The 26,667-nt window shown below is 29.0% G+C and carries 25 protein-coding genes; 16 read left to right on the forward strand and 9 right to left on the reverse strand.

Annotated elements, in window-relative coordinates; genetic code table 11:
* Nucleotides 1-55: 55 nt before the first annotated feature.
* Together EYW44_RS13400 and idi are read right to left on the reverse strand one after the other, a co-directional pair.
* Nucleotides 56-469 (reverse strand): 6-pyruvoyl trahydropterin synthase family protein, encoded by a 414-nt coding sequence (locus EYW44_RS13400; RefSeq protein WP_132724173.1) that lies wholly within the window; start codon nucleotides 467-469, stop codon nucleotides 56-58.
* Between the two features lie 2 nt (nucleotides 470-471).
* Complete coding sequence (gene idi / locus EYW44_RS13405; RefSeq protein WP_132724174.1) at nucleotides 472-999, reverse strand: isopentenyl-diphosphate Delta-isomerase; 528 nt, start codon at nucleotides 997-999, stop codon at nucleotides 472-474.
* Between the two features lie 91 nt (nucleotides 1,000-1,090).
* Between idi and EYW44_RS13410 the strand changes: the two genes are divergently transcribed.
* Nucleotides 1,091-1,810 (forward strand): peptidylprolyl isomerase, encoded by a 720-nt coding sequence (locus EYW44_RS13410; protein WP_132724175.1) that lies wholly within the window; start codon nucleotides 1,091-1,093, stop codon nucleotides 1,808-1,810.
* Nucleotides 1,811-1,849: 39 nt separating this feature from the next.
* Here EYW44_RS13410 and EYW44_RS13415 read toward each other — a convergent pair whose 3' ends face one another.
* A complete protein-coding gene (locus EYW44_RS13415; protein ID WP_132724176.1) occupies nucleotides 1,850-4,300 on the reverse strand; it encodes a M1 family metallopeptidase in 2,451 nt (816 codons plus the stop codon).
* Between the two features lie 120 nt (nucleotides 4,301-4,420).
* Nucleotides 4,421-5,143, reverse strand: coding sequence for a head GIN domain-containing protein (locus EYW44_RS13420; protein ID WP_132724177.1), 723 nt, complete (start codon nucleotides 5,141-5,143; stop codon nucleotides 4,421-4,423).
* A 122-nt stretch (nucleotides 5,144-5,265) separates the two neighbouring features.
* On the opposite strand from EYW44_RS13420, the gene EYW44_RS22900 reads away from it, so the two are divergent.
* The gene (locus EYW44_RS22900) at nucleotides 5,266-5,844 is read left to right on the forward strand and encodes a lysoplasmalogenase family protein (RefSeq protein WP_373681069.1); all 579 of its coding nucleotides are present in this window, start codon (nucleotides 5,266-5,268) and stop codon (nucleotides 5,842-5,844) included.
* On the opposite strand, the gene EYW44_RS13430 is transcribed toward EYW44_RS22900, so the two are convergent.
* The 3 genes from EYW44_RS13430 to EYW44_RS13440 are packed head-to-tail and all read right to left on the reverse strand — an operon-like array spanning nucleotide 5,845 to nucleotide 7,991.
* Entirely contained in the window at nucleotides 5,845-6,927 is a 1,083-nt protein-coding gene (locus EYW44_RS13430) for a hypothetical protein (protein ID WP_132724179.1), read from the reverse strand.
* A complete protein-coding gene (locus EYW44_RS13435; protein WP_132724180.1) occupies nucleotides 6,914-7,432 on the reverse strand; it encodes a hypothetical protein in 519 nt (172 codons plus the stop codon). Before EYW44_RS13435 ends, EYW44_RS13430 begins: the two co-directional genes overlap by 14 nt.
* Nucleotides 7,425-7,991 (reverse strand): RNA polymerase sigma factor, encoded by a 567-nt coding sequence (locus EYW44_RS13440; protein ID WP_132724181.1) that lies wholly within the window; start codon nucleotides 7,989-7,991, stop codon nucleotides 7,425-7,427. Before EYW44_RS13440 ends, EYW44_RS13435 begins: the two co-directional genes overlap by 8 nt.
* A gap of 130 nt (nucleotides 7,992-8,121) precedes the next feature.
* Here EYW44_RS13440 and EYW44_RS13445 point away from each other — a divergent pair, with 130 nt between their 5' ends.
* The 7 genes from EYW44_RS13445 to EYW44_RS13475 all read left to right on the forward strand — a co-directional run bounded on the left by EYW44_RS13445 (nucleotide 8,122) and on the right by EYW44_RS13475 (nucleotide 17,605).
* A complete protein-coding gene (locus EYW44_RS13445) occupies nucleotides 8,122-8,988 on the forward strand; it encodes a hydroxymethylglutaryl-CoA lyase (protein WP_132724182.1) in 867 nt (288 codons plus the stop codon).
* Nucleotides 8,989-8,994: 6 nt separating this feature from the next.
* A complete protein-coding gene (locus EYW44_RS13450) occupies nucleotides 8,995-9,822 on the forward strand; it encodes a hypothetical protein (RefSeq protein WP_132724183.1) in 828 nt (275 codons plus the stop codon).
* A 444-nt stretch (nucleotides 9,823-10,266) separates the two neighbouring features.
* A complete protein-coding gene (locus tag EYW44_RS13455) occupies nucleotides 10,267-11,601 on the forward strand; it encodes a DUF4856 domain-containing protein (RefSeq protein WP_132724184.1) in 1,335 nt (444 codons plus the stop codon).
* Between the two features lie 110 nt (nucleotides 11,602-11,711).
* Nucleotides 11,712-12,848, forward strand: a complete 1,137-nt coding sequence (locus tag EYW44_RS13460) for an imelysin family protein (RefSeq protein ID WP_132724185.1) — start codon at nucleotides 11,712-11,714, stop codon at nucleotides 12,846-12,848.
* On the forward strand, nucleotides 12,838-14,202 hold the full coding sequence (locus EYW44_RS13465) for an HTTM domain-containing protein (RefSeq protein ID WP_132724186.1): 1,365 nt from the start codon (nucleotides 12,838-12,840) through the stop codon (nucleotides 14,200-14,202). The genes EYW44_RS13460 and EYW44_RS13465 overlap by 11 nt, the downstream gene beginning before the upstream one ends.
* Nucleotides 14,183-16,687, forward strand: a complete 2,505-nt coding sequence (locus EYW44_RS13470; RefSeq protein ID WP_132724187.1) for a TonB-dependent receptor domain-containing protein — start codon at nucleotides 14,183-14,185, stop codon at nucleotides 16,685-16,687. The genes EYW44_RS13465 and EYW44_RS13470 overlap by 20 nt, the downstream gene beginning before the upstream one ends.
* A 195-nt stretch (nucleotides 16,688-16,882) precedes the next feature.
* Nucleotides 16,883-17,605 carry a hypothetical protein gene (locus EYW44_RS13475; protein WP_243643661.1) on the forward strand — a complete coding sequence of 241 codons (723 nt, stop codon included), beginning with the start codon at nucleotides 16,883-16,885 and terminating at the stop codon, nucleotides 17,603-17,605.
* 5 nt (nucleotides 17,606-17,610) lie between these two features.
* On the opposite strand, the gene EYW44_RS13480 is transcribed toward EYW44_RS13475, so the two are convergent.
* Together EYW44_RS13480 and EYW44_RS13485 are read right to left on the reverse strand one after the other, a co-directional pair.
* A complete protein-coding gene (locus tag EYW44_RS13480; RefSeq protein WP_132724188.1) occupies nucleotides 17,611-19,407 on the reverse strand; it encodes a hypothetical protein in 1,797 nt (598 codons plus the stop codon).
* On the reverse strand, nucleotides 19,394-20,176 hold the full coding sequence (locus EYW44_RS13485; RefSeq protein ID WP_132724189.1) for a hypothetical protein: 783 nt from the start codon (nucleotides 20,174-20,176) through the stop codon (nucleotides 19,394-19,396). The genes EYW44_RS13480 and EYW44_RS13485 overlap by 14 nt, the downstream gene beginning before the upstream one ends.
* 261 nt (nucleotides 20,177-20,437) lie before the next feature.
* On the opposite strand from EYW44_RS13485, the gene EYW44_RS13490 reads away from it, so the two are divergent.
* From EYW44_RS13490 to EYW44_RS13520, 7 genes are all read left to right on the forward strand, one after another.
* Nucleotides 20,438-20,725 carry a phage repressor protein gene (locus EYW44_RS13490; protein WP_132724190.1) on the forward strand — a complete coding sequence of 96 codons (288 nt, stop codon included), beginning with the start codon at nucleotides 20,438-20,440 and terminating at the stop codon, nucleotides 20,723-20,725.
* 251 nt (nucleotides 20,726-20,976) lie between these two features.
* Nucleotides 20,977-21,651 (forward strand): hypothetical protein, encoded by a 675-nt coding sequence (locus tag EYW44_RS13495; protein WP_132724191.1) that lies wholly within the window; start codon nucleotides 20,977-20,979, stop codon nucleotides 21,649-21,651.
* 1,460 nt (nucleotides 21,652-23,111) lie between these two features.
* Entirely contained in the window at nucleotides 23,112-23,798 is a 687-nt protein-coding gene (locus EYW44_RS13500; RefSeq protein ID WP_132724192.1) for a hypothetical protein, read from the forward strand.
* Nucleotides 23,783-25,174 carry an RtcB family protein gene (locus tag EYW44_RS13505; RefSeq protein ID WP_132724193.1) on the forward strand — a complete coding sequence of 464 codons (1,392 nt, stop codon included), beginning with the start codon at nucleotides 23,783-23,785 and terminating at the stop codon, nucleotides 25,172-25,174. The genes EYW44_RS13500 and EYW44_RS13505 overlap by 16 nt, the downstream gene beginning before the upstream one ends.
* A gap of 63 nt (nucleotides 25,175-25,237) precedes the next feature.
* Nucleotides 25,238-25,786, forward strand: a complete 549-nt coding sequence (locus tag EYW44_RS13510; protein WP_132724194.1) for a hypothetical protein — start codon at nucleotides 25,238-25,240, stop codon at nucleotides 25,784-25,786.
* A gap of 6 nt (nucleotides 25,787-25,792) precedes the next feature.
* On the forward strand, nucleotides 25,793-26,386 hold the full coding sequence (locus tag EYW44_RS13515; RefSeq protein WP_132724195.1) for a hypothetical protein: 594 nt from the start codon (nucleotides 25,793-25,795) through the stop codon (nucleotides 26,384-26,386).
* Nucleotides 26,386-26,664, forward strand: a complete 279-nt coding sequence (locus tag EYW44_RS13520) for a hypothetical protein (RefSeq protein ID WP_132724196.1) — start codon at nucleotides 26,386-26,388, stop codon at nucleotides 26,662-26,664. The genes EYW44_RS13515 and EYW44_RS13520 overlap by 1 nt, the downstream gene beginning before the upstream one ends.
* Nucleotides 26,665-26,667: the final 3 nt, after the last annotated feature.

A 26,667-nucleotide genomic window follows, 5' to 3' on the forward strand; every position in this document is an offset into this window, starting at 1 on the left:
TTGTTTAAAAAGCTCAAAAGCAAAGGTTTTTGAGCTTTTTATTTGTATATCAGTTTTATTCACCGCTATAACTCACAAAGTTTCTTGGAGTTTCGTATAGGGTAATTTTAATATCTAAGTCTTCAGGAATATGTACGCGTAGTTTGTTGTATATAACTACTGAAATATTTTCTGCAGTAGGAATTAAGTCTTTAAATTCAGGAACTTCAATATTTAAGTTCTTATGATCAAAAGCTTCTTCAATTTCGTCTTTAATTAAATTTCGTAATACTCCCAAATCATAAACATAACCTGTTTCTGGGCTAATTTCACCAGTTAATGAAACAATTAATTCGTAATTATGACCATGAAAATATTGATTACTACATTTATTAAAAACTTCAAAGTTTTTGTCATCACTCCAATCTTTTCTGTATAAACGATGTGCTGCATTAAAATGAGCTTTTCTGTGTACAGTTACTCTAGGCATGTTTAAGAAATTTTGTGGTTAGCAATTTTGTCGTACGATTTTTCAAAGATAATTTTAAACCAAGCAGTATAATTGTCAGGATTCGTTTCTATATCTTCTTTTACAGCTTCTAAAGTCATCCATTTATAAGATTCAACTTCATCTCTATTAATAGCTGGTTCTCCGTTAAATTTACCAATCATAACATGATCAAGTTCATGCTCTGTTAAGCCATTATCAAAAGGAGCTTTGTAAATAAAAGAAAACACTTCTTCAAGTTCACATACAAATCCCATTTCTTCTTGTAAACGTCTTTTACCTGCTTGTAAATTAGTTTCTCCTTTTCGTTGATGAGAACAACATGTGTTGGTCCAAAGTAGTGGAGAATGGTATTTTTCTTTAGCTCTTTGTTGAAGCATTAACTCGTTGTTATCATTAAAAACAAAAACAGAGAAAGCTCTATGTAAAACTGCTTTTTCATGCGCTTCTATCTTTTCCATTAACCCTACTTCGTTGTCTTGTTCGTCAACTAAAATTACCTGTTCTATCATATATACAAATGTAACAATACCGTTTTAAGTTTAAAAGCTGAAACTCGAAAACTCTTTTCAGTATATTTACACCAAAATAATACAAATAAAAATGTTTCATAAAACAAGCATCTTTTTAATTTTAGTGGCAATTATCACTTTTGTAAGTTGTAATGAAGAAAAAAAACAAGTACCTAAAAAGAAGGTTGAAAAGGTAGCGCCAATAAAAAAAGTTGAGAAAAAAATTAAGAAAGTAAAAGAAAAAGAGGTTTTAGAAGAATGGGATACGTTAGATAGAACTAATGTAGATGCTTTTTTTACGAAGTACGGAGAGTTAAATAAAGAAACCAAAGTATTGATAACTACAAAATTTGGAAAAATTAAATTACGCTTGTTTAATGACACTCCAATCCATAGAGCAAATTTTATATTCTTAACAAAAATCAAATATTTTAACACTGCTTATTTTTACAGAGTAGCTAAAAACTTTGTGGTTCAGGCAGGTGATTCTGATAAATCTGAAACAGCAAGAATTAGAGGTAAATATCAGCATTACAGATTAAAACCAGAAATTAGAAAAAGGAGAAGACATAAATACGGATCATTAGCAGCAGCAAAAGATGTAGAGAATAATCCAAAGAAATTATCAAGTCCATTTAATTTTTACATTGTACAAAATAAAAAAGGAGCACCACATTTAGATAAAGAACACACTGTTTTTGGCGAAGTAATTTCAGGATTTTCTACAATTGAAAAAATAGCGAAAGTAGAAGTAGGTTCTGATGATTGGCCTTTAGAAGATATACCAATGACAGTAGAAGTTATAAATTAAAAAAAAGACCAAAGTATCTACTTTGGTCTTTTTTTTAATTTATTGAAGTAATCGAGCCATAGCATCTTTAATTATGGCAATATTTTTAACTTCATTTTTATTGTCTTTGTTTTTTTGTGTTTGTACCATGCTTCGCATTAAGCTAATACCTACATTATTAAAACCATATTGTTGATATTGCTTTCCTTTTACTACAATATCATTTACTAAATTCTGAATAGCTTCAGTATTATTACTTTCAGCAATTTTATCATATGCTTTTTTGTACAAGCTTTGAGTAGCTTTATCTTGACTTAAGTACATACCTGTAACTACATTTCCTGCAATAAAAATAAGTTCACTTTCATCATTCTCTTCAAGATAAATTCTAGTTAAAGGAGTTGCAATTATATTTTTAACTTCTAAAGGTAATTCTTTTGATTTTTTTACAGCTAATGGTTTATCAATATAATACATAGCAACCAAAGCTTTACCCATAACTGCAAATGATTTGCTGTTTAAAGCTTTTTCAAAAATTGGTTTTAATAAAGGATCGGTTAATTTACCTAAAGTTTCTACAGCAGCTGCCTGTACTAACGTTTTTGGATCGTTATTAGCCATTTCTTTAATTCGTTCAATAACTCTTTTTTTAGCATTTTTATTGATTAAATTGATATGCTCTAAAGCAAGTTTTCTTATTTTGTAGAAAGGAGCATTTAAAGCATCGGCAATAGCGTTAAACGCCTTGTTATCGTATTGTTGTTGTTTGGCAACTTCTAATAATGCCTCTCTTTTGTGTTCATAATTTTTAGCATTCTTAAGCTGAAAGATATAATCACTCAATACTTTGTTTTCGTTTAGAGTACATAGCAAAACTCCATCTGCATTTATTTGCACTAGTTTAGGTTGAGTTACATAAGGAAATGTAAATGAAGTTTCTCTTCTATTTGCAAATACGTGATGACGGTTAACAGTTCCGTTTTTTTCAAAAATATCGATGGCTAGCGGGAATTGAAATTCAGTATCTTGAGTTTGGTATACATTTACAGTAACCGTTTTTCGTAGCTTGTTATAATCATATGAAATATCTAAATCTGGGTGTCCTTTACCATAAAACCATTGATTGAAAAACCAGTTTAAATCTTTACCACTAATTTCTTCAAAAGCTAAACGTAACTGATGTACTTCACCCGTTTTGTATTGATTATCTTTTAAATATTTATGAATGCCAGCATAAAAAGCTTCATCTCCTAAATACTTACGAAGCATGTGTAAAATAGCGCCTCCTTTGTTATAGCTAACAGCATCAAATACATCATCTTTACTATCATAATAAAAACGAACTAAATTTTTATCTTGATTTTGTCCGTTTTTATAAGCTTTAATATTTTCAAATAAATGAGCATCAGCAATATCTTTACCATATTTATGTTCTAACCATAAATACTCACTGTAATTTCCGAAACTTTCATTTACAGCAATGTTACTCCAACTTTCAGCAGTAACCAAATCTCCAAACCAATGATGAAAAGCTTCATGAGCAATGACAGTTTCTTGAACATTTTCATCAATTAATTGTCCAGGAGTTTGATAAGCGGCTTCAGAATGAATAACTGCAGTTGTATTTTCCATAGCTCCAGTAACAAAGTCTCTTCCTACAATTTGAGAGTACTTACTCCAAGGGTATTCAATTCCAGTAATTTTTGAGAAAAAAGCTAACATTTCAGGAGTATTTCCAAAAATGTCTTTAGCATACGGAGCATATTGTTTTTCTACATAATATTCTATAGGAATATTTTTGTAGGTGTCTTTAATGATTTCGTACTCACCAACTCCCATAAAAAATAAATAAGGAGCATGTTTTTGTTTAAAATTCCAGTAATCTGTTCTTGTTCCGTCTGAATTTTTTGTCTGTTTTTCTAAAAGACCATTAGAAAGAGTTACAAACTTATCAGGAACAGTAATGTATATTTCTTGAGAAGTTTTTTGATTAGGAGCATCAATAGTAGGAAGCCAACAACTATTAGCTTCAGTAGCACCCTGAGTCCAAACTTGAGTAGGCTTATTTTTATCAAATCCAGTAGGATTTACAAAGTATAACCCTTTGTCAGCAGAAAAGCTCTTTGTTTCTTTATTTTTTATTTTTTCTGGCTGAGCAGTGTATTTTATATAAATGATAAATTCTTCGTTTCGATTGTATTTTTTAGGTAGCTCAATAATTAATTCATGATCATCATAATTATAGTTCAATTTTTTATTATTCAATGATACTTCATGAATTAGCATCGATTTTGCATCTAAAGTAAATTTATCTGAAGGATAGAAGTGAGGTTTAGCTGTAACCCATTCTTCACCGTTCATAGTTTGATCTTTAAAATTAAAATCGACTTTAAGTTTTGTATGAACAAGATTATGAGTCTTTTCTCTCTCTGCTTTGTATTTTGAAGGATTTTGTGAAAAAGCAAATTCACAAATAAAAATCATAGCAAAAAGTAAAAATAAATTCCTCATAAATCGATCGTGTTTTTTCAAAAGTAGTAATTTATTGTAGGAATGTAGTTAATGAGTCGTTAAAAGAAAAAAGATTACAATTGATGCAATCTTTTCAAAATTTATAATAGTATTAACTATCTACTTTTTTATAATACTTCCAGATCCAATAGCATTTGTGTCAACCAGTTCAGGACTTCCTTTATAGTATATGTTACCGGAACCAACAAGAGTGGCTTTTATTTTGTAAGAAACAGAAGCTTTAATGTTTCCAGATCCAGCTAAACTAGCTTTCAGCTCTTTACAATTTAGCTCGTATGCAATTAAATTACCAGAACCACCAATTGAGCTTTTTAATGAATTTGTTTTTCCTTTTAAATATATGTTACCAGAACCACCAATAGAACTTTTAACCGAATTAGTATCTACAGTAGCTTTAATATTACCCGATCCGCCTAAAGAAAATGATGTATTCTCACTGTTTATTGTTTTTTTAATAAAAATATTACCCGATCCACCTAACGATGCACTAGAAATAGAGTTAAAAGGTACTGTAACTGTTAACTTTTTGTAAGTTTTAATATTTACATGATCTTTTACTTTAATTTTTAGACTTCTATCACGTACCTCAGTAATAATGTAAGGTATAATATTTTCTTCTCCTTTAATAGTAACTTTCCCTTCTCTTCCGTCAACTAATTCTACATCAAAAAAGCCTCCAACATGCACTTTGTCAAAACTTTTTATAGACCTAGTAACCGTAGTGATATTTCCATTTCCTTTTACTTTTTTTGAATTCCACCAACTTTGAGAGAAGCCATTTACACATGATAAAATAAGTGTTACAAATAGTAGTTTTTTCATTTTTTATTTTATTTTTAGTTTTTAATTTACAGTACTTGAGCCAAAAAAAACCTAACAAACTAATAAATCTAACGCTTACAATTTTGTATGTAATAGCTTCGCTTTCTGTAGGCTATACGTTAGTGGTTCAGGATCTTAATATAGAGTTTGTTGTTAAACTAGTAGCGCTATTGTCGTTATCATTTTTATATTTAGAAACCACATACAAGGTAAATTACTGGTACGTACTAATATTACTGATATCGATTCTTTCAGATTCACTATTCGTTTTTGAAGCAGATTTTTATTACCCCGCTTTATTTTTATTAATAGTTAATAGGTTTTTATACATTGTAGTTATAAAAAGTTCAGTTTTTCCAAGGCTTTCAGCTAAAATGTTTATTTACGTATTACCTTTTATTCTGACTTTTATAGCTATCTACACATTATTCTATAGGTACATAGATTTAATTAGGGTTCCTGTTTTATTAATGGGAGCTTTGTCTGTAATTTTAGTGTTTTTTACTTTTTTAAACTTATTGAATAAAAACAATAACAAAGCTCGTTACTTTTTCTGGGGGACTACCTTAATGCCTATGGCTGATATTTTAATGGCTTTTTCTGATTTTGTTAATAATCACATCTCTTTCATTATCATTTACCATTTACTATACTATTTGGCAAGGTATTTAATTTACAAGTCAATGATATTGAGAAAGTAATTAATCATTTACCTTTAAAGATACACCTCCGTAGTTTGATTTAATTTCAATTTTAGAACCTGTTTCAGAGTTACCATAACTACCTTCGTAATATTTTTTAGATATTTTTTTGATAGATTTTTTCATGTTTACAGATTCATCAGGATAGCTAAATCCAGCGTAACTAAGATTTAAGATAAAATCAAAATTATTGTTGCTAGGTGTTCCTATTTTTATACCAGCGTAGCTTCCATCGATATAAACTTTTTGAAACCCTTTGGCTAGATTTTTAATTTTTAGCCCACCATAATCAGTATTAATATTAAGATCTTTAGTAACCGTGCCAATTTGCATACCAGCATAATCAGAATTTCCAGTTATAAAATCTGCATTTTTAATAGCAATACTACCATAGTCACAGTTAAAATTAATTTCTTTAGTTGTACCTATTTTTATTCCGCTATAGTCAGCATTTACTTTTAAGTCATTACTTTCATTTACACTCAATTTAGAATAATCAGAACGTATATTACCTGATTTCATGTAATTAATAGTAGAGTTTCCACAGTAACCTAAATTAATAGAGTTTCCATCATTTAGTAGTTTTTCAATTTGTATAGATCCGTAATCACAATCAATATTTGCTCTTCCTTCTAAAACATCTAATTCAATTCCGCCATATTTATTATGAAGATCGGCATTATTTGTTTTAGGCATTTTAATGTAATAGTTAATTTTATAACTAATATTTTTATAGCTATTTCCCCACCAGCTCCAGCTAGATTTAGTATCTTCAATCCTAGTTCTAGCCTCTACTAAACTTTCACTCGATTCAAAAACAACATTTATACCATCTAACTTATCGTTTACTTTTTCAATGTTACTACCTTTTACAAGTATTTTTACATCTATTTGTATGGTGTTTTCTTCCCAAGTAGTAACTGTAACGTTTCCATACTTGTTGTTAACGTATAAAGTTGCGTTATTCTTTACCTCAAACCTTTTACTAATGTTTTTAGTTTTTTCATGTTTATCTTTTGGTTTATTAGCAAAGCCAATAATTGGTAAAAGAAGTAGGAGGAAGGTGATTTTATATAATTTCATTGAACTCTTCATTTTGTTTCTCGGGGTTTTTAATAACATCTAATTGATATAATAAGTTTTCTAATATTTGTAATCTTTGTTGGTAATTATCAATCATACCTTTTATGATTTGTTTTTCATTACCCATAGTTTCCAGATCATTTTTAAAACTTTTAAATTGATCTTCTAATTCTTCAATTTGTTCTAAGGCATCTTCAATAATACTTTCAGTTTCAATATTTCTATGCCTTTCAATTTCTTTTAATTCTTGATTAATTGTGTTTATAAAGAATGATTCTGTTTCTGCCATTTCACTCATTTGATTCCTTTCTGTATAATTACTTCCAATAAAAATTCCTATTAGTAAAGTAATTGTGGCGGCTATAGATAACCATTTCCAAGAAAAATGATTCTTATTATTTTTTTTAGCTTCAAGTTTCTTCAAAAATCGATCTTCATGACCCGAATGAGGTTCATAAATGTCAAAATCATTATTTAAAACAAAATCTCTTAATTTATCATCCATTTGCATTCATTTGTTTTTTACTATCTATTAATAATCCTTTTAATTTCTTTTTCGCTCTAGAAATTGTTGTTCGAACATTTTCATTACTATAGTTTAATATTTGAGCAATTTCTTCATTATCATAGCCTTCTATTAAATTTAAAGTCAACACAACTCTATAATTTTCTTTTAATGAGTTAATGGCTCCAATAATTGTTTTTACATTAACATCATTATAATTTATCTCTTCAATTTCGTTGACATCATTATCAGAAACAACTTCCATTTTTACTTCATTATAACGATTGTTCTTTTTTAGTTGTGTTAAACTTTTGTTTATAACGATTCTTTTTAGCCAAGCACCAAAAGTTACTTCACCTTTAAAGTCATTTAATTTTGTGAAAGCAGCTAAAAATGCTTCTTGCATAACGTCTTCAGCTTCAAATTCGTCTTTTAAAATTCTGTAAGCAGAATTAAACATAGCTTTGTAATACAACTTATATAGTTGCATTTGAGCTGATGTATTATTTTTTTTACAGCTTTCTAATAATTGTTTTATGTGTGCGTTTGGTGTTTCCAATTCTAGTTAATCTATCTCAAAGACCCATGAAAAAATAAGTTGTTACACTTTTGTGAAAAATAAAAAAAATTAACACTCAATTTTATAAGTTTTAAAAATATAACATATAAATATCCCTATATTTGGCATAATGATTGAAAGAGTTAAAATCATAGAGTGTCCGAGGGACGCTATGCAAGGAATAAAAAGTCATTTTATACCTACAGATTTAAAGGCAAAGTACATAAATTCATTGCTAAAAGTAGGTTTTGACACGATAGATTTTGGAAGTTTTGTATCTCCTAAAGCAATACCTCAAATGAGAGATACTGCTGAAGTTTTAAATAAATTAGATTTATCTAAAACTGATAGTAAATTATTAGCCATTGTAGCTAATGTAAGAGGAGCAAATGATGCGTGCGCTTTTGAAGAAATTGATTATTTAGGGTATCCTTTTTCTATTTCTGAGATCTTTCAAATGCGTAATACACACAAGACAATTGCAGAATCTGTAGATATTTTGAAAGATATTTTGAATATTGCGCAGAGAAATGATAAAAAAGTTGTAACTTACCTGTCGATGGGTTTTGGTAATCCTTACGGAGACCCGTGGAATGTTGATATAGTGGCAAATTGGACAGAGAAACTTGCAAAGATGGGAGTGAAGATTGTATCTTTGTCGGACACGGTAGGTAGTTCAACCCCAAAAATTATAGACTATCTATTCTCGAATTTGACCCCGGAATATCCTAATATTGAATTTGGTGCTCATTTACATACGACACCTTCAACTTGGTTTGAAAAAATCGACAGTGCTTATAAAGCTGGCTGTAAAAGGTTTGATGGTGCAATTAAAGGTTATGGAGGGTGCCCTATGGCTAAGGACGATTTAACAGGTAACATGCCAACAGAAAAAATGTTGTCATATTTTACAACCAACAAAATCGATACAAATGTAAAGCCAATGAGTTTTGAAAGTGCTTATAATAAAGCATTAGAAGTATTTAATTTTATATGATTTTAGATGAAGTTTAGTTTATTAGTCTTTTTCTTTTTAGGATTTTCACTGCACCCCAATCCAGTAGATCCATCAGATAGCGAAAACCTTGGTAGTTGGGATATAAAGAACGGTATTTTTATAGATAACAGTGACGAAGAAACTAGCATTGCTAGATATAATTGGAATGTTTTTTACAATATGTTTCCTAAGAGAATAACTCAGAAATATATTAAAAGACTAGTTTTAATTACAGATGGAGAAGATGAAAAAACAGGAGCTTTAGGATCATTAAATGAAGATAATACAGAATGGCAACTTGTTCTAGATCCAATAGATGTTGATTTTACTAGTAAGGATGATTCTAGAATTAGTCAATCAATCTATACTTTAGTACATGAATTTGGTCATTTACTTACTTTGAATAATACACAAATTAAACCAAGACCAGAATCAAAAATTAATCAAGATAGTAATGAACCTTACGTTACTTTAGAAGGTGTAACTAATAAGAAAAGCTATTTAAACAAATTTGTTAACGAATTTTGGGATGATGGTTTATTAGAAGAATGGGACTTTATTCAAAAAACATATTGCTACACAGAACAAAAAAGTTGTTTAGAAAAATTATATGGTCTTTATAAAGATAACTACACAACTTTCTTAACAGATTACGCAGCTGAGAGTCCAGAAGAAGATATTGCTGAAAGTTGGACTGCTTTTGTTTTAGGTGAAGGGAAAATTAAAAATCCTAAAACAGTTGCTGATAAAAAGATTAATTTCTTCTATCAATTTGATGAGTTAGTATATTACAGAAAAATCATCAAGAAGAATATTAGAAAATATCAATACTAATTTTAGTACCCTTAATCTAAGACATTAATTCTAAGATCTTTTTTCTAATTTGATCTTACATTAATTATTAATGTAATCTGTATAACATCAAATCTAGATTTATACATTATTATATCAACCTCTTTTACTTTTCCGATAAAAAGAATAATTATAAAAAGTCTTTTTCGCCTCTTTTTTTACCATCCTTTTTGCATCTCCAATCAAGTTTGATTCTTATTATCATGCTCTTCTTATCGTAATTTCACTAATTCATATCAATACAAAAAATATTAGATAATAATCTGTTTTTTATTGATTAACAGGTGTTTGTTTCTTTTTTTCTCATTGTTTTATAATCTTTATTTAAACTTATTATAAATTTTATTTTAAATAAATCTAAATAAATTTTTTTATTTTCATTATCCTTAATAATTTAGCCGAAAATTATTTTTTAATAAATCTATAATGAAAAAAAACATTTTAAGTTTATTTGTTCTGGGAGCAATATTAGCTTCATGTTCTGACGATACTGATGGAGGTATAACTCCAGACCCTGGTACTACTGTAAGTACACCTAAAGTGAGTGAAGTAATAACAGGTACTGATTTTTCTAGAGGTGATGATGGTGATTATAATAATGATTACATTAATAATTATAAAACTTTATTCACTAGAGAAGGAGAAGCAACTGTAAGCTTTAGCGGACAAACAACTCGTTTAAAGCAAGCTAAAGAAATAGGAAGCAACTTAAAATCTGAAACTTCTGTAGCTGATATTAGAGAAAAATTTGAAGGTGTAGAAGTAGGAGGAGAACTTCAAAGTGCTGGTTTTTCAGATGCATCATTAAACGGAACTACTAAAGTTGTAAGACCAAAGTCTTCTTCTTCAATAGGTATTTTTGGATCTGATAAAAATACTTCTGGACAAGGAAAAACGAATGTTGAAGCTATAGATGCTTTCATAACTAAGCACCAAGATGTATTAGACAATTGGACAGCAACTGCAGCAGCTGGTCAAGCAGGATCTTTCTTAGAATCTGATGGAACTACTAGAAGATATGTTAATAAGCAAGGACTTGAATTAGATCAATTATTTACGAAATCTATGGCAGGAGCATTAGCTTATGATCAAGCTGTTAACCATTATTTAAATCGTTTAGATAATGAAAACGGAGACGATGCTGATGGGGCTAAAGATTACAGAGCTTTAAATGATGCTGGTACTGTAGCAGAAGGAAAGAGTTATACAACTATGGAGCACCACTGGGATGAGTCTTTCGGTTATATTTACGGAAATACTTCAGCACAGAACTTAATTTATAAGTACATTGATAATGTAGCAGGTTTACCTAAATTTACAGGTTTAGAAAGTGATATTTTTACTGCTTTTGTAAAAGGTAGAATTGCAATTGTAGAAAAGAATTACACAGAGAGAGATACTCAAGTAAAAGTTTTACGTGAAAAGTTAGGTTTAGTAATTGCAGTAAGAGCTGTACATTATTTAATTGGTGGTGCAGAAATTATTTCAGAAGCAGCAGCTCCAGGAGCAACTAAAAAGAGAGAAGATGCTTTCCACGATTTATGTGAAGGATATGGTTTTGTAAATAGTTTACGTTATGTAGTAAATGCTAACGGAGATAGATATTTTACAGATGCTGATGTTGATGGATTCATCAGTATTTTAACAACAGGAGATGGATTATGGGATGTTACTCCTACTCAATTAACTGATATGGCAGATGCTATTGCAGGTAAAAGTGTAGGTGGTATTTCTTGGACTGTTGAAGATGTAAATCCTTAATTAGTTAAAAATGTATAATATTAAAATATACATATAAATATATATCAAAAGGGATTGCTCTTAAGCAATCCCTTTATTATTTTTACAGTCAAATTTAAAACCAAAATTTTATGAAAAAAATAGTGTACATATTACCAATAGTCACACTTTTTTATTTTTTCTCTTGTTCCAGTGATGAAAAACCAGGTAATGGAGGAGATGGTGAGGATAGTTTTAATCGAGTGAATTTAACAACAAGTTGGGTAAATAATTTATTATTACCAGCAACAAATGATTTTAAAACTAAAGTTACTACATTAAATACTTCAGTAGTAGCATTTGCAGATGCACCAGACGCAACCAAATTAACTAAAGTTAAAGCAGATTTATTTGAAGCTTATAAAGTTTGGCAACATGTTGAAATGTTTTTTTATGGATCTAGTTTTTCTTTAGATGTGAACAGTTATCCAGCAGATGTAAACAATATTACTTTAAATATTGATAGCACTACAGAAATTAATTTAGACAGAACAGTTTTAAATTCTTCTCAAGGTTTACCAGCGTTAGATTATTTAGTAAATGGTTTAGAAGCTACCGAAGCTGATGTTTTAGTAAAATATAACGAAGCTAAATATCAAGATTATTTAAAATTATTGTCAGAGCGTTTAGTTACAATAACTACTAAAGTATTGGAAGATTTTGAAGCATCTAAAGAAGCTAATATTAACAAAGTAGATAATACAATTAGTTCATATTTTAGTATTCAATTAAATGATTTTGTTCAGTATACAGAAAAATCATTTAGAGAAGCTAAAATAGCAACTCCTTCAGGAACTAGAAATAGAGATATCTTTCCAACGATTTCTGTTTCAGCAAGTCCTGAGTTTGTAGAGTCTTTATATAGTCCTCAAAATTCTAAAATATTATATTTAGAAGCTTATGATGCTATTCAAGATTTTTATTACGGAAGAAGTTATACAGATAATGCTGATACTATAGGAATACAGGAGTATTTAAAATCTTTAGGAACTACTATTTTAGTAAACGGAGAAGATATTTCTTTAGATACTTATATTCAGCAGTTATTCCAGAACATAGATGCAGCGAATAACAATATTACAGATAACTTTTTTGAGCAAACACAAGATTACAATCCTAATTTTGATAAAGCTTTTGATGCTATTCAAGAATATGTAGTAGCTGTAAAATCAAATGTTATAAATGCATTTAATTTAACAATAGACTTTGCAGATAGTGATGGAGATTAATAAATACGTTAATCAATATCTAAATAAAAAATCAAGAGCGGCTACATTAGCCGCTTTTCGTATATTATTTGGAGTTTTAATGATGTTTAGCCTTGTCCGATTTTTATACAAAGGTTGGGTATACAAATTCTATATTGCTCCAAACTTTCATTTTAAATACTACGGATTCTCTTGGGTAGTAACCTGGGGAGAGTATACTTATATTTTATTTGCAATAGCTATTATTGCTTGTATTGGTATTATTATAGGCTTTAAATATCGATTGTCTATTATTCTATTTTTTTTATCGTTCACATATATAGAGTTGATTGATAAAACTACCTACTTAAACCATTATTATTTTATAAGTGTTTTAAGTTTTTTATTATGCTTTTTACCTTTAAATGTTACCTATTCTTTAGATGCGTATTTCAAAAAAGAATCATATAAATATGTTCCGTCATGGACAGTAGATTCTATTAAACTTTTAATAGGTATAGTATATTTTTATGCGGGTTTAGCTAAATTAAATTCAGATTGGTTATTAAGAGCACAACCATTAAAAATATGGTTATCTTCAAAAACAGATTTTCCTGTTATTGGTAGATTTATGAATGATACTTGGTTCCATTATTTAATGAGTTGGAGCGGAGCTCTGTATGATTTAACCATACCATTTTTATTATTAATTAGAAAAACAAGACCTTTTGCTTTCTTCTTAGTTGTTATTTTTCACATATTTACTCGTCTACTATTCCCAATCGGAGTGTTTCCGTATGTAATGATATGTGTAACACTTATTTTTTTTAGTGGAGAATTACATGAGAAATCCTTAAAAAAAATTACAGATATATTGCGTATTAAGTTTAGTGTTAATACGGTAAGAGATGTATATTTGCCGAAGATTTACAAAAAAATATTTTTTGTTGTCTGTTTATTTTTAGGAATACAATTAATAGTGCCTTTTAGATATTTATTATATCCCGATGAATTGTTTTGGACAGAGGAAGGATATCGTTTTTCTTGGAGAGTAATGTTAATTGAAAAAGCAGGATACACCGCGTTTAGGGTATTAAAATATGATACAGGTAATAGTTTTAAGGTAAATGATAGTTATTTTTTAAATGTGTTTCAGCAGAAACAAATGACTACACAACCTGATTTTATTATTGAGTATGCTCATTTTTTAGGGGAACATTATAAAAAAGAGCTTAAAACTGAAAATATAGGAATTTTTGTAGAAGGTTACATTTCATTAAATGGAAGAGTAAGTAAACCTTTTATAGATCCTACTATTGATTTACTAAAAGTAGAAGACAACTTCAAACATAAAAATTGGATTTTACCATTTAAAGATGAGATTAAAGGCTTATAATTTTTTACTACTTTTTTATTTAACACTAACCACATACGCTTTTCAAAGTAATAACGTACAAGTAATAGATGCAGGAACATCAAAGCCTATTTTAGGAGTAGAAGTGTACACTAAAGCAGGTAATTTTATTGGTACTACTAACGATGCAGGAAAGGTAAGTTTAGTTAGTCTAAAAAATAACACAAAATATAGAATAGTTTTTTTTGAGTACAATTATAAAACTTATGAAACCGAAATTACTGTTGGAAAAACTAACAGTTTGGTTGTTAAAATGGAACCTTTAAGTAATGTACTTTCAGAAGTAGTTTTAGGGTACAAGAAAAGACAAGCATTTGGTTTAACCACCTTAAAACCTGTAGAAGGAACACATATTTACGCAGGAAAAAAATCAGAAGTTGTATTATTAGATCAAGAAATAGCAAATAAATCTGTAAATAATGCACGTCAGATTTATGCTAAAGTAGCCGGACTTAATATTTATGATAGCAATGATGGAGGTTTACAGTTAAGTATTGGAGGTAGAGGATTAGACCCAAATAGAACAGCCAATTTTAATACTCGTCAGAACGATTATGATATTAGTGCAGACGTATTAGGATATCCTGAAAGTTATTACACACCACCAACAGAAGCGTTAGAGAAAATTCAGGTGATAAGAGGAGCTGCTTCTCTACAATATGGAACACAGTTTGGAGGTTTGATAAATTTTGTAACAAAGAAACCTAATCCAGATAAACCATTCGAAATTATTTCTAGAAGTTCAATAGGTAGTTTCAATCTATTTACAAACTTTACAAGCGTTAGTGGAACAGCCAATAAATTAAGTTACTACGCATATTATAATTACAAGCAAGGAGATAGCTTTAGACCAAATTCAGGATTTGACTCTAAAAATGCATTTGCACATGTAGGGTATAAGTTTAATGATAAAACAAAAATTGAAGCAGAAGTAAGTCATTTAAATTATTTAGCACAGCAGGCAGGAGGACTTTCAGATGTTCAGTTTTTAGAAGATCCAAGGCAAAGTTATAGAACAAGAAATTGGTTTGCTGTTAACTGGAATTTATTCAATTTAAAGTTAGAGCATAAATTTTCAGATAAAGTAAGTGGTACACTTAGTTTATTTGCGTTAGATGCTTCAAGAAAAGCCATTGGTTTTAGAAGAATTGAAGTGATAAGAAATGGAAATAATTTTGTGGTAAATGAAAATCCAGACATTTTTGGTCCAGATGAAACAGATGGGTTTGGTAATTTTGATTTCGAAAGAGATTTATTAGTGGGGAATTTTAAAAACTACGGAGCAGAAGCCAGAGTAATTACTAAATATGATATTAAAAATCAACCCGCTGTTTTATTATTAGGAGCTAAGTTTTATAGAGCAAATAACACTTCTCAACAAGGACCAGGAAGTAAAGGTTCAGATGCAAATTTTACATTTAAAACAGATGAATTTCCTTTTTACCCAAATCAGAATAAGTTTGAATACCCTAACTTAAATGCATCATTTTTTGGTGAAAATATTTTTAATATAACTGATGAATTATCGGTTACACCAGGTTTTAGATTTGAATATATTAAAACAGAATCTATTGGTGAATATTTAGAGCGAGGAAGTATTCAAGGAAGTAATCCAATTGTTACGTTTACGCCAGATAATAATGTATTAGATAGAAACTTTTTATTACTAGGAGTTGGTGTAAGTTATAAACCAGAAAACTATTTTGAAACGTATTTTAATTTTTCACAAAACTATAGGTCAGTAACTTTTTCAGATATTAGAAATATCAATCCTTCATTTATAGTTGATCCAAGCATAAAAGATGAAACAGGCTATTCTATTGATTTAGGAGTAAGAGGAAAGCTACAAAAGATTATTTCTTACGATGTAAACATCTTTTCATTGTTATACGATAATAGAATAGGACAGGTATTTAGTAGCGAACCTCCATACAGAGGACAATGGGTACGAGGAAATATAGGAAAAGCTTCTATTTACGGATTAGAATCTTTGGTGCAGTGGAATCTTAAGGAAACTTTTTTCGAAGAAAATGACAATTTAAAATTAGACGTGTTTTCAAACTTTGCATACACAACTTCAGAATACAGTAGTAATACAAGCGAAAGTGTGGATGGTAATAAAGTTGAATTTATTCCTGAAGTGAATTTTAAAACAGGAGTATCTTTTGGATATGGAAACTTACTAACATCGTTACAGTATTCATATTTATCAGAACAATTTACAGATGCTACAAACTCAGAATACAATCCTTTAAATAACGATAGAGTAGATGGAGCAATACCTTCTTATGATATATTAGATTTTTCAGCATCGTATTCATTTACAGAAAATATAAAATTAGAAGCAGGAGTAAATAACTTATTAGACAATTCTTATTTTACAAGAAGAGCTACAGGGTATCCAGGACCTGGAATTATTCCTTCTGCACCAAGAAATTGGTATACAACATTACAATTTAAGTTTTAGAATAAATCTAAATAGGATGAAAGCTTACAATCATTCGGTTGTAAGCTTTTTTTTGTTGTAAATTTATATTAAAAATATTTTTGTGTGTACATGGTTGATTATTAATGTACTTACAAGCTTATTTTTGTTTTCTTTTTAGAAAAATGTTATAGTATAAATTCAAGTATTTGTAACTCATAATTTAAAAATTGAATAATGATGTTAAAGCCTGTAAACCTTCAAGATAAATTAGTAAATGTAAGAAATAGAGAAATTAAAGATGCAGATATAGAATCTTGGATTCATGATATTTTTGCAGATTTAGATAAGGCAAGAGAAACTACAAAACAAAAACTATCTAGTCCAGATCATATTAATAACAATTATTTTAATATTGATGAAGTTGATCCTAATGCAATTTTTCACATTAATCAAATTAAAAAGCTGTGTATAGATTACAGATTACGTTTTTTAGATACATCTTTATTTAAAGGGGAATATCCAGAAGAAGCTATTACAAAAATTCATGAGTTAGAAAGAATCCATGATACAAAGTTAGATGGATTTAAGATTATAGCTCCCTCTGTATTATTCCGATTAAAAAAAGCAGATGATCCTGTACTTTTTGCCCCAATGGGAAACGATTATTATTATTTAATTCACAAATGGGGTAACGATTTGCATCCGCTTAGAAGATTAAAGTTCTGGTGTATTAAAGATGTTGATAATTATATTTTCACGCTAGTTTTAGTAAGTTTTATTCTATCGTTACTTTCTCATACTTTTTTCTTTAGAGAACAAAGTAACTTTACATACTTTATAGTTTTATTTATGTTTTACTTTAAAGGTGCTGTAGGTTTAAGCTTACTATACGGTATTTCTTTAGGTAAAAATTTCAATAAATACATTTGGCAAAGTAAATATGATAAGGTTTCTTAAAAATTTTATTTAGTACTAAAAGAACTCAATGAGTATTTAAATACTAATCCAATATCTAATTGTTTGATGAAGTTTTTAGCCTGATCAGTATTGGTATTAAAAATATCATTTGCTTGGAAAAAAACTCCACCAGTAATAGTGTTTTTATTTACGTTAAAAGCATACAACCCTAAGCCTATAGATGTATTGGGGTTATATAGAACAGAATTACTATAAAAGTGATGTCTGAAATATGGATTTATGTTTAAAAACAGATCGTCATCCTGTTTTTGGTAATTGAATTTACTTTTATCCTTTAATGAAATTAAACCAACATAATCAGCACTAATCTGATAGTCATCAAAACGATCATAAGTTCCTGAAATAGCAGTTATAGAGCTAGATGCTTCAAGACTAGGTGTTACAGTATTGTCAATGATTTTAAATTCAAAGGTTCTTGGTCTTAATAAATTAGAATTATCAGTATAGCTTTTAGATATATTAACACCTATAAAATTATAAGATTTAAACTGATGCGACCAACCTAATTCAAATTGAGTGCCTTGAAAACCTCTTTCAGCAAAGCGTTCTTTTATAGTATTTGCTCCATTATTTAAATCATACAAAAAAGTTCTTCCCGTAAAACCACCTTTAAAGTAGAATGAATGTTTATTGTAATGAAGTATTCTATTATATAGATTATTAATTTCATTCATATTATTTTCTTTTGTTAGAAGGTATAAATGGTACTCTTCAAATAACGAAATAAGTTCAGAATGAGATGATTGTTTTTGCTTAGATAAATAATTCAATTCACTTTTAGTATACATTTTAAAAGTTATTATTTCTTTCTTTAAATTTTTCCAAGTATTTATCTCTAAATATTTATTTAGATCTTCTTTTAGTACAATTTTTTTGAACCTACTATTATCTTTTGATAGACTATTAATTTCAGATTGTATGTTTATGATTTCACTTCTAAGCTCTTCTATATCAATATCTGTTAAGTTTTCTAAATCAGGATACTTATTGTTTTCAAATTTGGAAACTACTGCATCAACTTTATTAAAGCAATAATCTAATACCAATGCTTGATTTTTTAGTTCATTAACACGATCAGCTATTTTAAAGTTAGTTTTTAAATCTGGATCATTAATTCTAGCCTTTATTTCTTTAATCTGATTTTTTACATTACCAATAGAAGCAAAAACAAGAAATTTACTTTTTTGATTATTGGTAATTTCACCATTCAAAGCCATTTGATCAACCAGTTCAATTATATCTGAAGTTAATTCGTGCTCTTTATCTGATCTTTTTTTGAACTCAATTTTTTGCGAAACATATTCACTTAAGTGTTTTCGATTATATTTCTTAGATTTAAAATAATAACCCAACGTACCATTTATTTTTGCAGAATTAGCTAAAAGTTCATTATCAAAAATAAAAGCAACTCCATTTTTAGAACTACCAGTTAGCTCAAATCCATATAAAGCATAAGAGTTTTCTTTTTGGTATTTATTTTCATCTTTTCTCCATGTATAATCAACACATTGTTCGGTTTTAATAAGATCATTGTTTTCATTTAAAAAACATTTAGCAATACTAGCTTCATCATTGTTAATTGGTTTTTTACGCACTCTTTTCAATTGATTAAATGATAATGAAATAATATTGTTATTTCCATCGATATTTAAGTTTGAAACCGGAAAAACTATAGTACTGAAACCATTAGCATCTTGTCCAAAAGCTTGTGCATTTATTAACTGTTTTGAAAGTAATAAGAATGCACCTAAAACGATATAAGTTAGTTTATTTGTATTCAATTCTAAAAAAGCTTTTATTTCCTTGACTTTCTAAAGGAGTGTTAGACATTTTCATTTCGTTATAATCATTATCTCTAATGTTAGTAGCGGTAAATTTCCAAGGTTTAAAATTATCTCTATCAACTTCTACTTCTACAATATTTCCATAAACAAAAACAGAAGCAAAGCGTCCTTTTTTCTCATACTGAGTATTACCGTCTATGTTAATAGAGTTAAAGTCATCTACTTCAATCTCATATTCAAAAGAGATTATTTTACCAGACTCAAAGACATTTAAAGACTCTTTTGCTAATTTTAAAGATCGGCTATTAGTAGACATAGCATTGATAGAAGATCCCGTTTCTGCTTTATCAAATCCGAAAGTTCCCATATTTGAATTCTTTGCAATTTCATTTTCAGAAAGAACAGCTTCTTGTATTCTAATTAAATGCTCTCTGTCTTTTGAAGCTTGTTTTTCAGCGTTCTGTTTGTCTTTTAAAGCCTTTTCTTTTTCTTGCTTTGACTTTTCAGCATTTTCTTCAGCATTTTTTTCTATACTTCTGCTTACATCTCGTCCAAATACATAACCAATAGCAGCAAAAACAATAGCTTCTACACCAGAAAAAAGAAATAGAAATCGACTCCAATACTTTTCATCAACTTCAATATAAAAAGTCAAAAAGACTATGAATATTAAGTAGAAAAAAAGTATTCCTATAGCTAGTCTAAACTTAGATTTTTGTAAGAAATCAGTATTTGAAGATTTCTCTTTTGTTGAATTGTTCCCCATGTTAATTTATTTTTTTGATTATAGTATTTGATAATATTCATTTGTTATGAATTTTTATCGCTACTAAATTATCATGACGATTGATGTAGTTTTATCCCTACAACTAGGTATTTATACTAAGTTCAATTGAGAAATAACTCTAAATTTGGAACTTAATAGTTTTTTGTTGCATCTTTGCAATAGTTCATTGAAATGGTTCTAACAAATTTTATGAAATATGTAAGACAATAGTGTTTTACATAATTTATAAATATTTAAAAGATGAATTGGAAAATTCAAAAACTAAATAATGGTGAAACCATTATTTCAAAAGAACCCGGAAATTCTATGTTGCCTATTTTAAAATCTAAGCAACCTGTAAAATTAAAACCTATAACTTGGGAAGAATGCGAAGTTGGAGATATTGTATATTGTAAAGTTCGCGGAAATTGTTTTACACACCTTGTAAAAGGGAAAAATGCAAAAAGAGGTTTGTTAATAGGAAATAATCATGGTAGAATTAACGGATGGACTAAAAATGTGTATGGTATCGTAGTAGAAATACTTTAAATGCCGTAGGCATTCTAAAAAGAAACATCAACTTAAGAGTGTAACACTCTAAATATATAATTGCTAATCTCATAACTAATCAAGTTTATAAAATTAAAAATATTCAGTTTAATACTGAGAAGTTTTTTTAATTTATAAATTTTAAAATTGAGATATTAAAAAAAGAAAAATAAGATATTACTATTCACTTAATACTGAATTCTCTCTACTCAGTACTAATCTAAATAACATATTTATAAATTTTGATTGCTATGAAACCTAAAAATAAGAAAGAACTACGAGAAAAAGAGATTCGAAGAATTCGTAAAAAACTTGATGAGTTATTCGTTAAAAAGTCTAAGCTAAAGTTGATAAAATTAGATGAACCATACAGACATGGTTGGTTTAAAGAATTAATTATAACTAACGATATAGATAAGTATGCTAACAAAGAGTATGTAAAAGAAGTATATAGATTAGTAGAGAAGAAAGTTTGGGCAAAAACAAAAGAAGAAGCCGAAAGGAAATGGCAATATCAAATATCAAAATATCTTATCAATAAAGAAATTCCTACGATTAATAGAAAGCAATTCAATAAATTAAGTATTGAAGCCCAAAAACTATGTGTTCCTTTTCAATATTACACAAAGCGAAGAAGATTAAGAACGCGTTACTACCTTAAAATTCCTAAAGGTGCTTACAAAATAAAATTTACAAGAGCGTATGTAACTCATACACGTAATATAAATCCTGAACTACAAAAAGAGATAGCGTTTTTATATAAGAAAATGGAACGCAAAGGATATTACGACGTAGAAAAAAAGTTATTTGGATTGAAATCTGACTGGCTTAGTTTTAGAGAAAGTAGGCAACAAGCAAAAGCAAAAGCAAAAGTTAGAAAGTTAAAGTACATAAGAATTGAAGACTTTATTAAAGAGGCTTGTTAATAGTTCAAAGGCTCTGTGGCGTTTTCGGCAGTTATTTTTTTCATCCCAGAGGCTCTGTGGCGTTTTCGGCGGTTGTTTTTTTCATCCTAGAAGCTCTGTGGCGTTTTTGGCGGTTGTTTTTTTCATCCCAGAGGCTCTGCGGCGTTTTCGGCAGTTGTTTTTTTAGCTAATAAATAGTTAGTACATATCAAAAAGTATCTTTAGAGTGTAAGTTAGAGGTCAGTCGATATTTAATTATTAGTTAGTTTTCTGATAAACTTTATCAATTTTATTTAGTATTTAACGTGAATCTTGGATAAGAACCCTATTATGTCAGTTCGAGTGATTTTTTATGGAGTAAAACGTAATAAAAAATTGTATCGAGAACAATTCGTATTACGAAAGCTTCTCGATACAAAATTATTTTTCATTCCATTACAAATAATTTCACTCGAAGTGACACTTTTACTCTTAAACGATATTCACGTTATTTAATAATTAACAGATTGCTTCACTACACTGTGTTTCGTTCGCAATGACATTTTTTTAATGTAAATTTAAGAACGTAAAACTGAATACTTAAACACAGCATACTGCCAACTAAAAAGCGACGATCTTGTCAGGTAGAACTTATTCGAGACCTTTTTACAATTTGATGTATCACTTTAATAGCAATTGAAATTTCTCATCACGCTTTTTTTGATAAATCTTTAAAGAAACCTAGTTAAAAACGGATAATTTTACTTAATTTAAAATGAATCTAACAAAATCATTAGAAAAAAGTAGTATACTTGCACAGTAATTAATAACAAATAAAACAAATTTTAACCTATGACAATACTAAAATTCACATATCAGGACGCAAAAATGCGACTTCGTGGATTGTATTTTAGGTAGAAATTCACAATATAAAAAAGCAAAAGCGTCCAAAATTAATTTTTTGGACGCTTTTTTTATAAAAAAAATAAAAACCTGAAATACTCTTTGAATCGTGTAATTAAAAACATACATCACAAAGTATCAACCTATTAAATATCTGCTTAAAGCGGACAGGATTTTTATTGTCTTTAATATTAGTTAAATTGTTGAGAATCAATAAAATAATTTTAAATTTTATTTGTGTAATTCAAAAAAGCATTCTAAGTTTGCATCGCAGTTAAGCAAAAACAAAATATCGTTTTAAAAGCTTTATTAAATTATTTAGGGGAGTCTATTTAGTTTAAAATAAAAAAAGTAATTAAAACTTAACACTATATAAAAACGAAGTAAATATGTTAAAATTTCAATTAAACACAGGTACAGGATCAGAACTAGGTTTTGCAGTACAATGCTTCGCGACTTTCTTCATAGATAAATAAAACACAATATATATGAAAAGTCCGAAGCCCAAAAGTTTCGGATTTTTTTATACACTTCTTTCAAGGAATCGTTGAGGTTACAAATTATATCCGAAAAGGTTATGAATAGTCAAATTATATTCATTGAAACCAAGGCATATAAAAGAACAAAGACAAAAAGTCATTCGAAATATTCGAAAAAGACAACGAGCAATTTATCAAGAAATAAGGGAATTAGGATATAAAAAACTAGATGAACCTATACGTCATGGTTGGTTTAAAGAAATTGTGCTAACCGAAAATGTAGAACGCTATAAAAACAAAAAGCATATACTAGAATTATACGACTGTATAGAAAAAAGTTTTTGGGGTAGAACAAAAGAGGAAGCTGATAGACAATGGTTTCATCAAATTTCAAAATTTTTAATCTACCGAAATTTCCCAACTATTTCTAAGAAACAATTCAACAGATTAACATACAAAGCACAAGCAATGTGCACTATTTATTCGTACAGAGATGTAAATAAAAGATTAAAAAAACGGTTTTATGTGAGAATTCCGAAAGGAGCTTACAAAATAAAATATACAAGAGCATACATAACGCATTCTAAAAGAATAGATCCAGCACTAGAAAGTGAATTAGATTTATTAGAACAACAACTATTTAAAAATGGTTTTTATGACCTGTGGCAAGATAGTTATTGGGAGAATTGTTGGAGAAAACCTATTGAAAGAGGTTTAAAATTAAAAGTAAAAAAACAATTGTATGCTCTTAAACAATATCCGTTGCAGGATATTATTAATGACAACATATCATGGGAAAAAAATTAAAAGGAAAAGACTTAATTAATTTAGGATTTCCAAAAAATAATAGCATAAATATCGCCTTAGGGCAAATTAATAGATATCGAAAAAAAGAGAAAAAAGAACGCATTTTAGAAGAAGCAAAACAAGTATTATTAGAACCAGAAAAGTACAAAGGAAATGCTATTTGGGGCAAAGTAGCAGAAGGATTGGTAAAGCCAGTTGAAGTACAGTTTCATAAATTAAGAAACACCAGAGCACCCTTTAGTATTTATGGTGAAAATGAAATAGATGACATTGCTAAATATCAATTATACGATGCGTTAAAATTACCAATTGCAGTGCAAGGAGCTTTAATGCCCGATGCACATGCAGGTTACGGCTTGCCAATTGGAGGAGTGTTAGCTACTGATAATGCTGTAATTCCGTACGGAGTAGGTGTAGATATTGGTTGTAGAATGTGTTTAACAGTTTACCCAGTAAAAGCATCTTATTTAAAAGGGAAACAACATCAGTTAGAAAACATATTATCTGAACATACCAAGTTTGGAATGTATGAAACACACAAGGTAAAGCACGATCACGAAATATTTGAACGTACCGAATTTAAAGACATTCCATTGTTAAAACGCTTACGAATGAAAGCATACAATCAATTAGGAACCTCGGGTGGAGGGAATCATTTTGTAGAGTTTGGAATTGTGGATGTTACTGATGAAAATAATGAGTTTGGATTACCAATTGGAGAATATGTAGGATTGTTATCGCACAGTGGTAGTCGTGGTTTAGGAGCTAACATAGCAAAACACTATACATATTTAGCCAAAAAGCAATGTCCGTTACCTAAAAATGTCCAGCATTTGGCTTGGTTAGATTTAGATACCCACGACGGACAAGAGTACTGGTTAGCAATGAATTTAGCTGGTGATTACGCAAAGGCATGTCACGATAATATTCATAAGAGAGTAGGTAAGTTATTAGGAGCCAAAGCTATTGCAAAAATTGAGAATCATCACAATTTTGCTTGGAAAGAGCAAATTAACGGTCAAGAGTTAATAGTACATAGAAAAGGAGCTACACCAGCAAATAAAGGAGAGTTAGGAATTATTCCAGGATCTATGACAGCACCAGGATACATTGTTAGAGGTTTAGGTAATACCGATAGTTTACACTCAGCTTCTCACGGAGCAGGTAGAAAACATTCTCGAAAAGCTTGTAAAGAAAAGTTTACAAAAAGTGATATCAAACATCAATTAAACATGAACGGTGTTAGTTTGATTGGTGGTGGAATTGACGAAGCACCAATGGCTTATAAAAGCATTAAAAAAGTCATGGCAAATCAACAAGAATTGGTAGAAGTTTTAGGAACATTCACACCAAAAATTGTTCGAATGGATAAATAATGTCCAATTATCAATTATCAGTGATTCCAATAAAAAAAGCTAATAGCATAATATTAAAGAGAAATGGGAGCAAATCATAATATAAAAAGATACGGAGAATTATGGCCTAATTACCGAATAGAATTAGGTATAAAAATATTAGAAAAGTTAAAGCAATGGGTAATAATATCTGGAGGATGGGCATGGCATTTTATGTCAGAAATGAATCATAAAGAATACAAACATGCTCATGACCATAAGGACATAGACATATTTGTAAATCCTAAAAATGTAGGTATTGTAATGCAAATTCTTTTAGAAGAAGGGTTTGAAAAAGTTTGGACACGTTACGATCATTTACCAAGTAACGAAAACTTTAGACGCTACGAAAAAGTAGATTGGCTAGACATTGGAAGAGAAGTAAGAACTACCATCGATTTTTTTGAGTCTAAAACATTAAAAAGTATTCAGGTAAATGGTTGGAATGTAGTAGAGCCAGAAACATTACTAAGTTTTTACAGTAACATTCATTCAAGTGATAAGTGTTGGGCGGTTCAAAAAGCAGTTCAATTATTATCTCAAGGAAAAAATCCTGTAGGTAATCCATTGTTAACAAAGAACCCTTTAGAATAAAGTAAAATGGAAGCAAAAAGATTCAGATCAACAATAAAGTGGCTTGATTTTTTTGAAGAGATAATAGATGTTGAGTGTCCTAATTGTCAAAGTAAAGCACAATTACACCGCCAACCTAATACTTATAAATGTTGTTATGGATATACTTTTAAATTTCAATGCAATCATTGTCATTCAGAAATAAAAGAGGTTGAAAAATACATTTATACAGTTAAAAGACATTGTCCTTATTGTGCAGAAGTAATTGATTACAGATCAATGCAAACAAAAAAAATAAAAAAGGAACAAGAAGTTTGTTGCAAAAGTTGTGAAGCACGAATTACGTATACACCTAAAGTAGAAACCGTGAGAGAATTTATTTGGAAAGGAAACAACATTGAATTTACTTTTTGGTATTCTCAAACATATCAGGGCAATCGGTTTTGGGCAGTAAATGAGGAACATTTAGCGTATTTAGAAGATTTTATAAGAGCCAAATTAAGATTAAGAAGTAAATATCGTTCAGGAATGATGTTGGTAGATAAACTTCCATCTTTTATAAAAGATAAAAATAATAGAGATGGTTTATTAAAGTTAATCTCAAAATTAAAAGAAAAATAGTGGAACGAATAAGAATCAATTTAGATCAGCTCCCGTCGCAAAGATGGGAGTTTCTAAAAGCATATAAAGAGCAAGTTAATAACTTATTAGAACCTATTTTTAGAAGAAATACTTTTTGCAAAAGTCACCAAAGAGTATCAGAATTATTAAAAATTAAACCTCCTGTAAGTGTTGAAGATTATTTTTCAATACTATCAGATGATAACGTAAAAATGAATATTACAGTACAACAAATGGTATTTGATGTTACTACTGGAGCAATTCATTTAAAAACATAGAAA

The organism is Tenacibaculum sp. M341 (assembly GCF_004337695.1).
GTDB lineage: Bacteria > Bacteroidota > Bacteroidia > Flavobacteriales > Flavobacteriaceae > Polaribacter.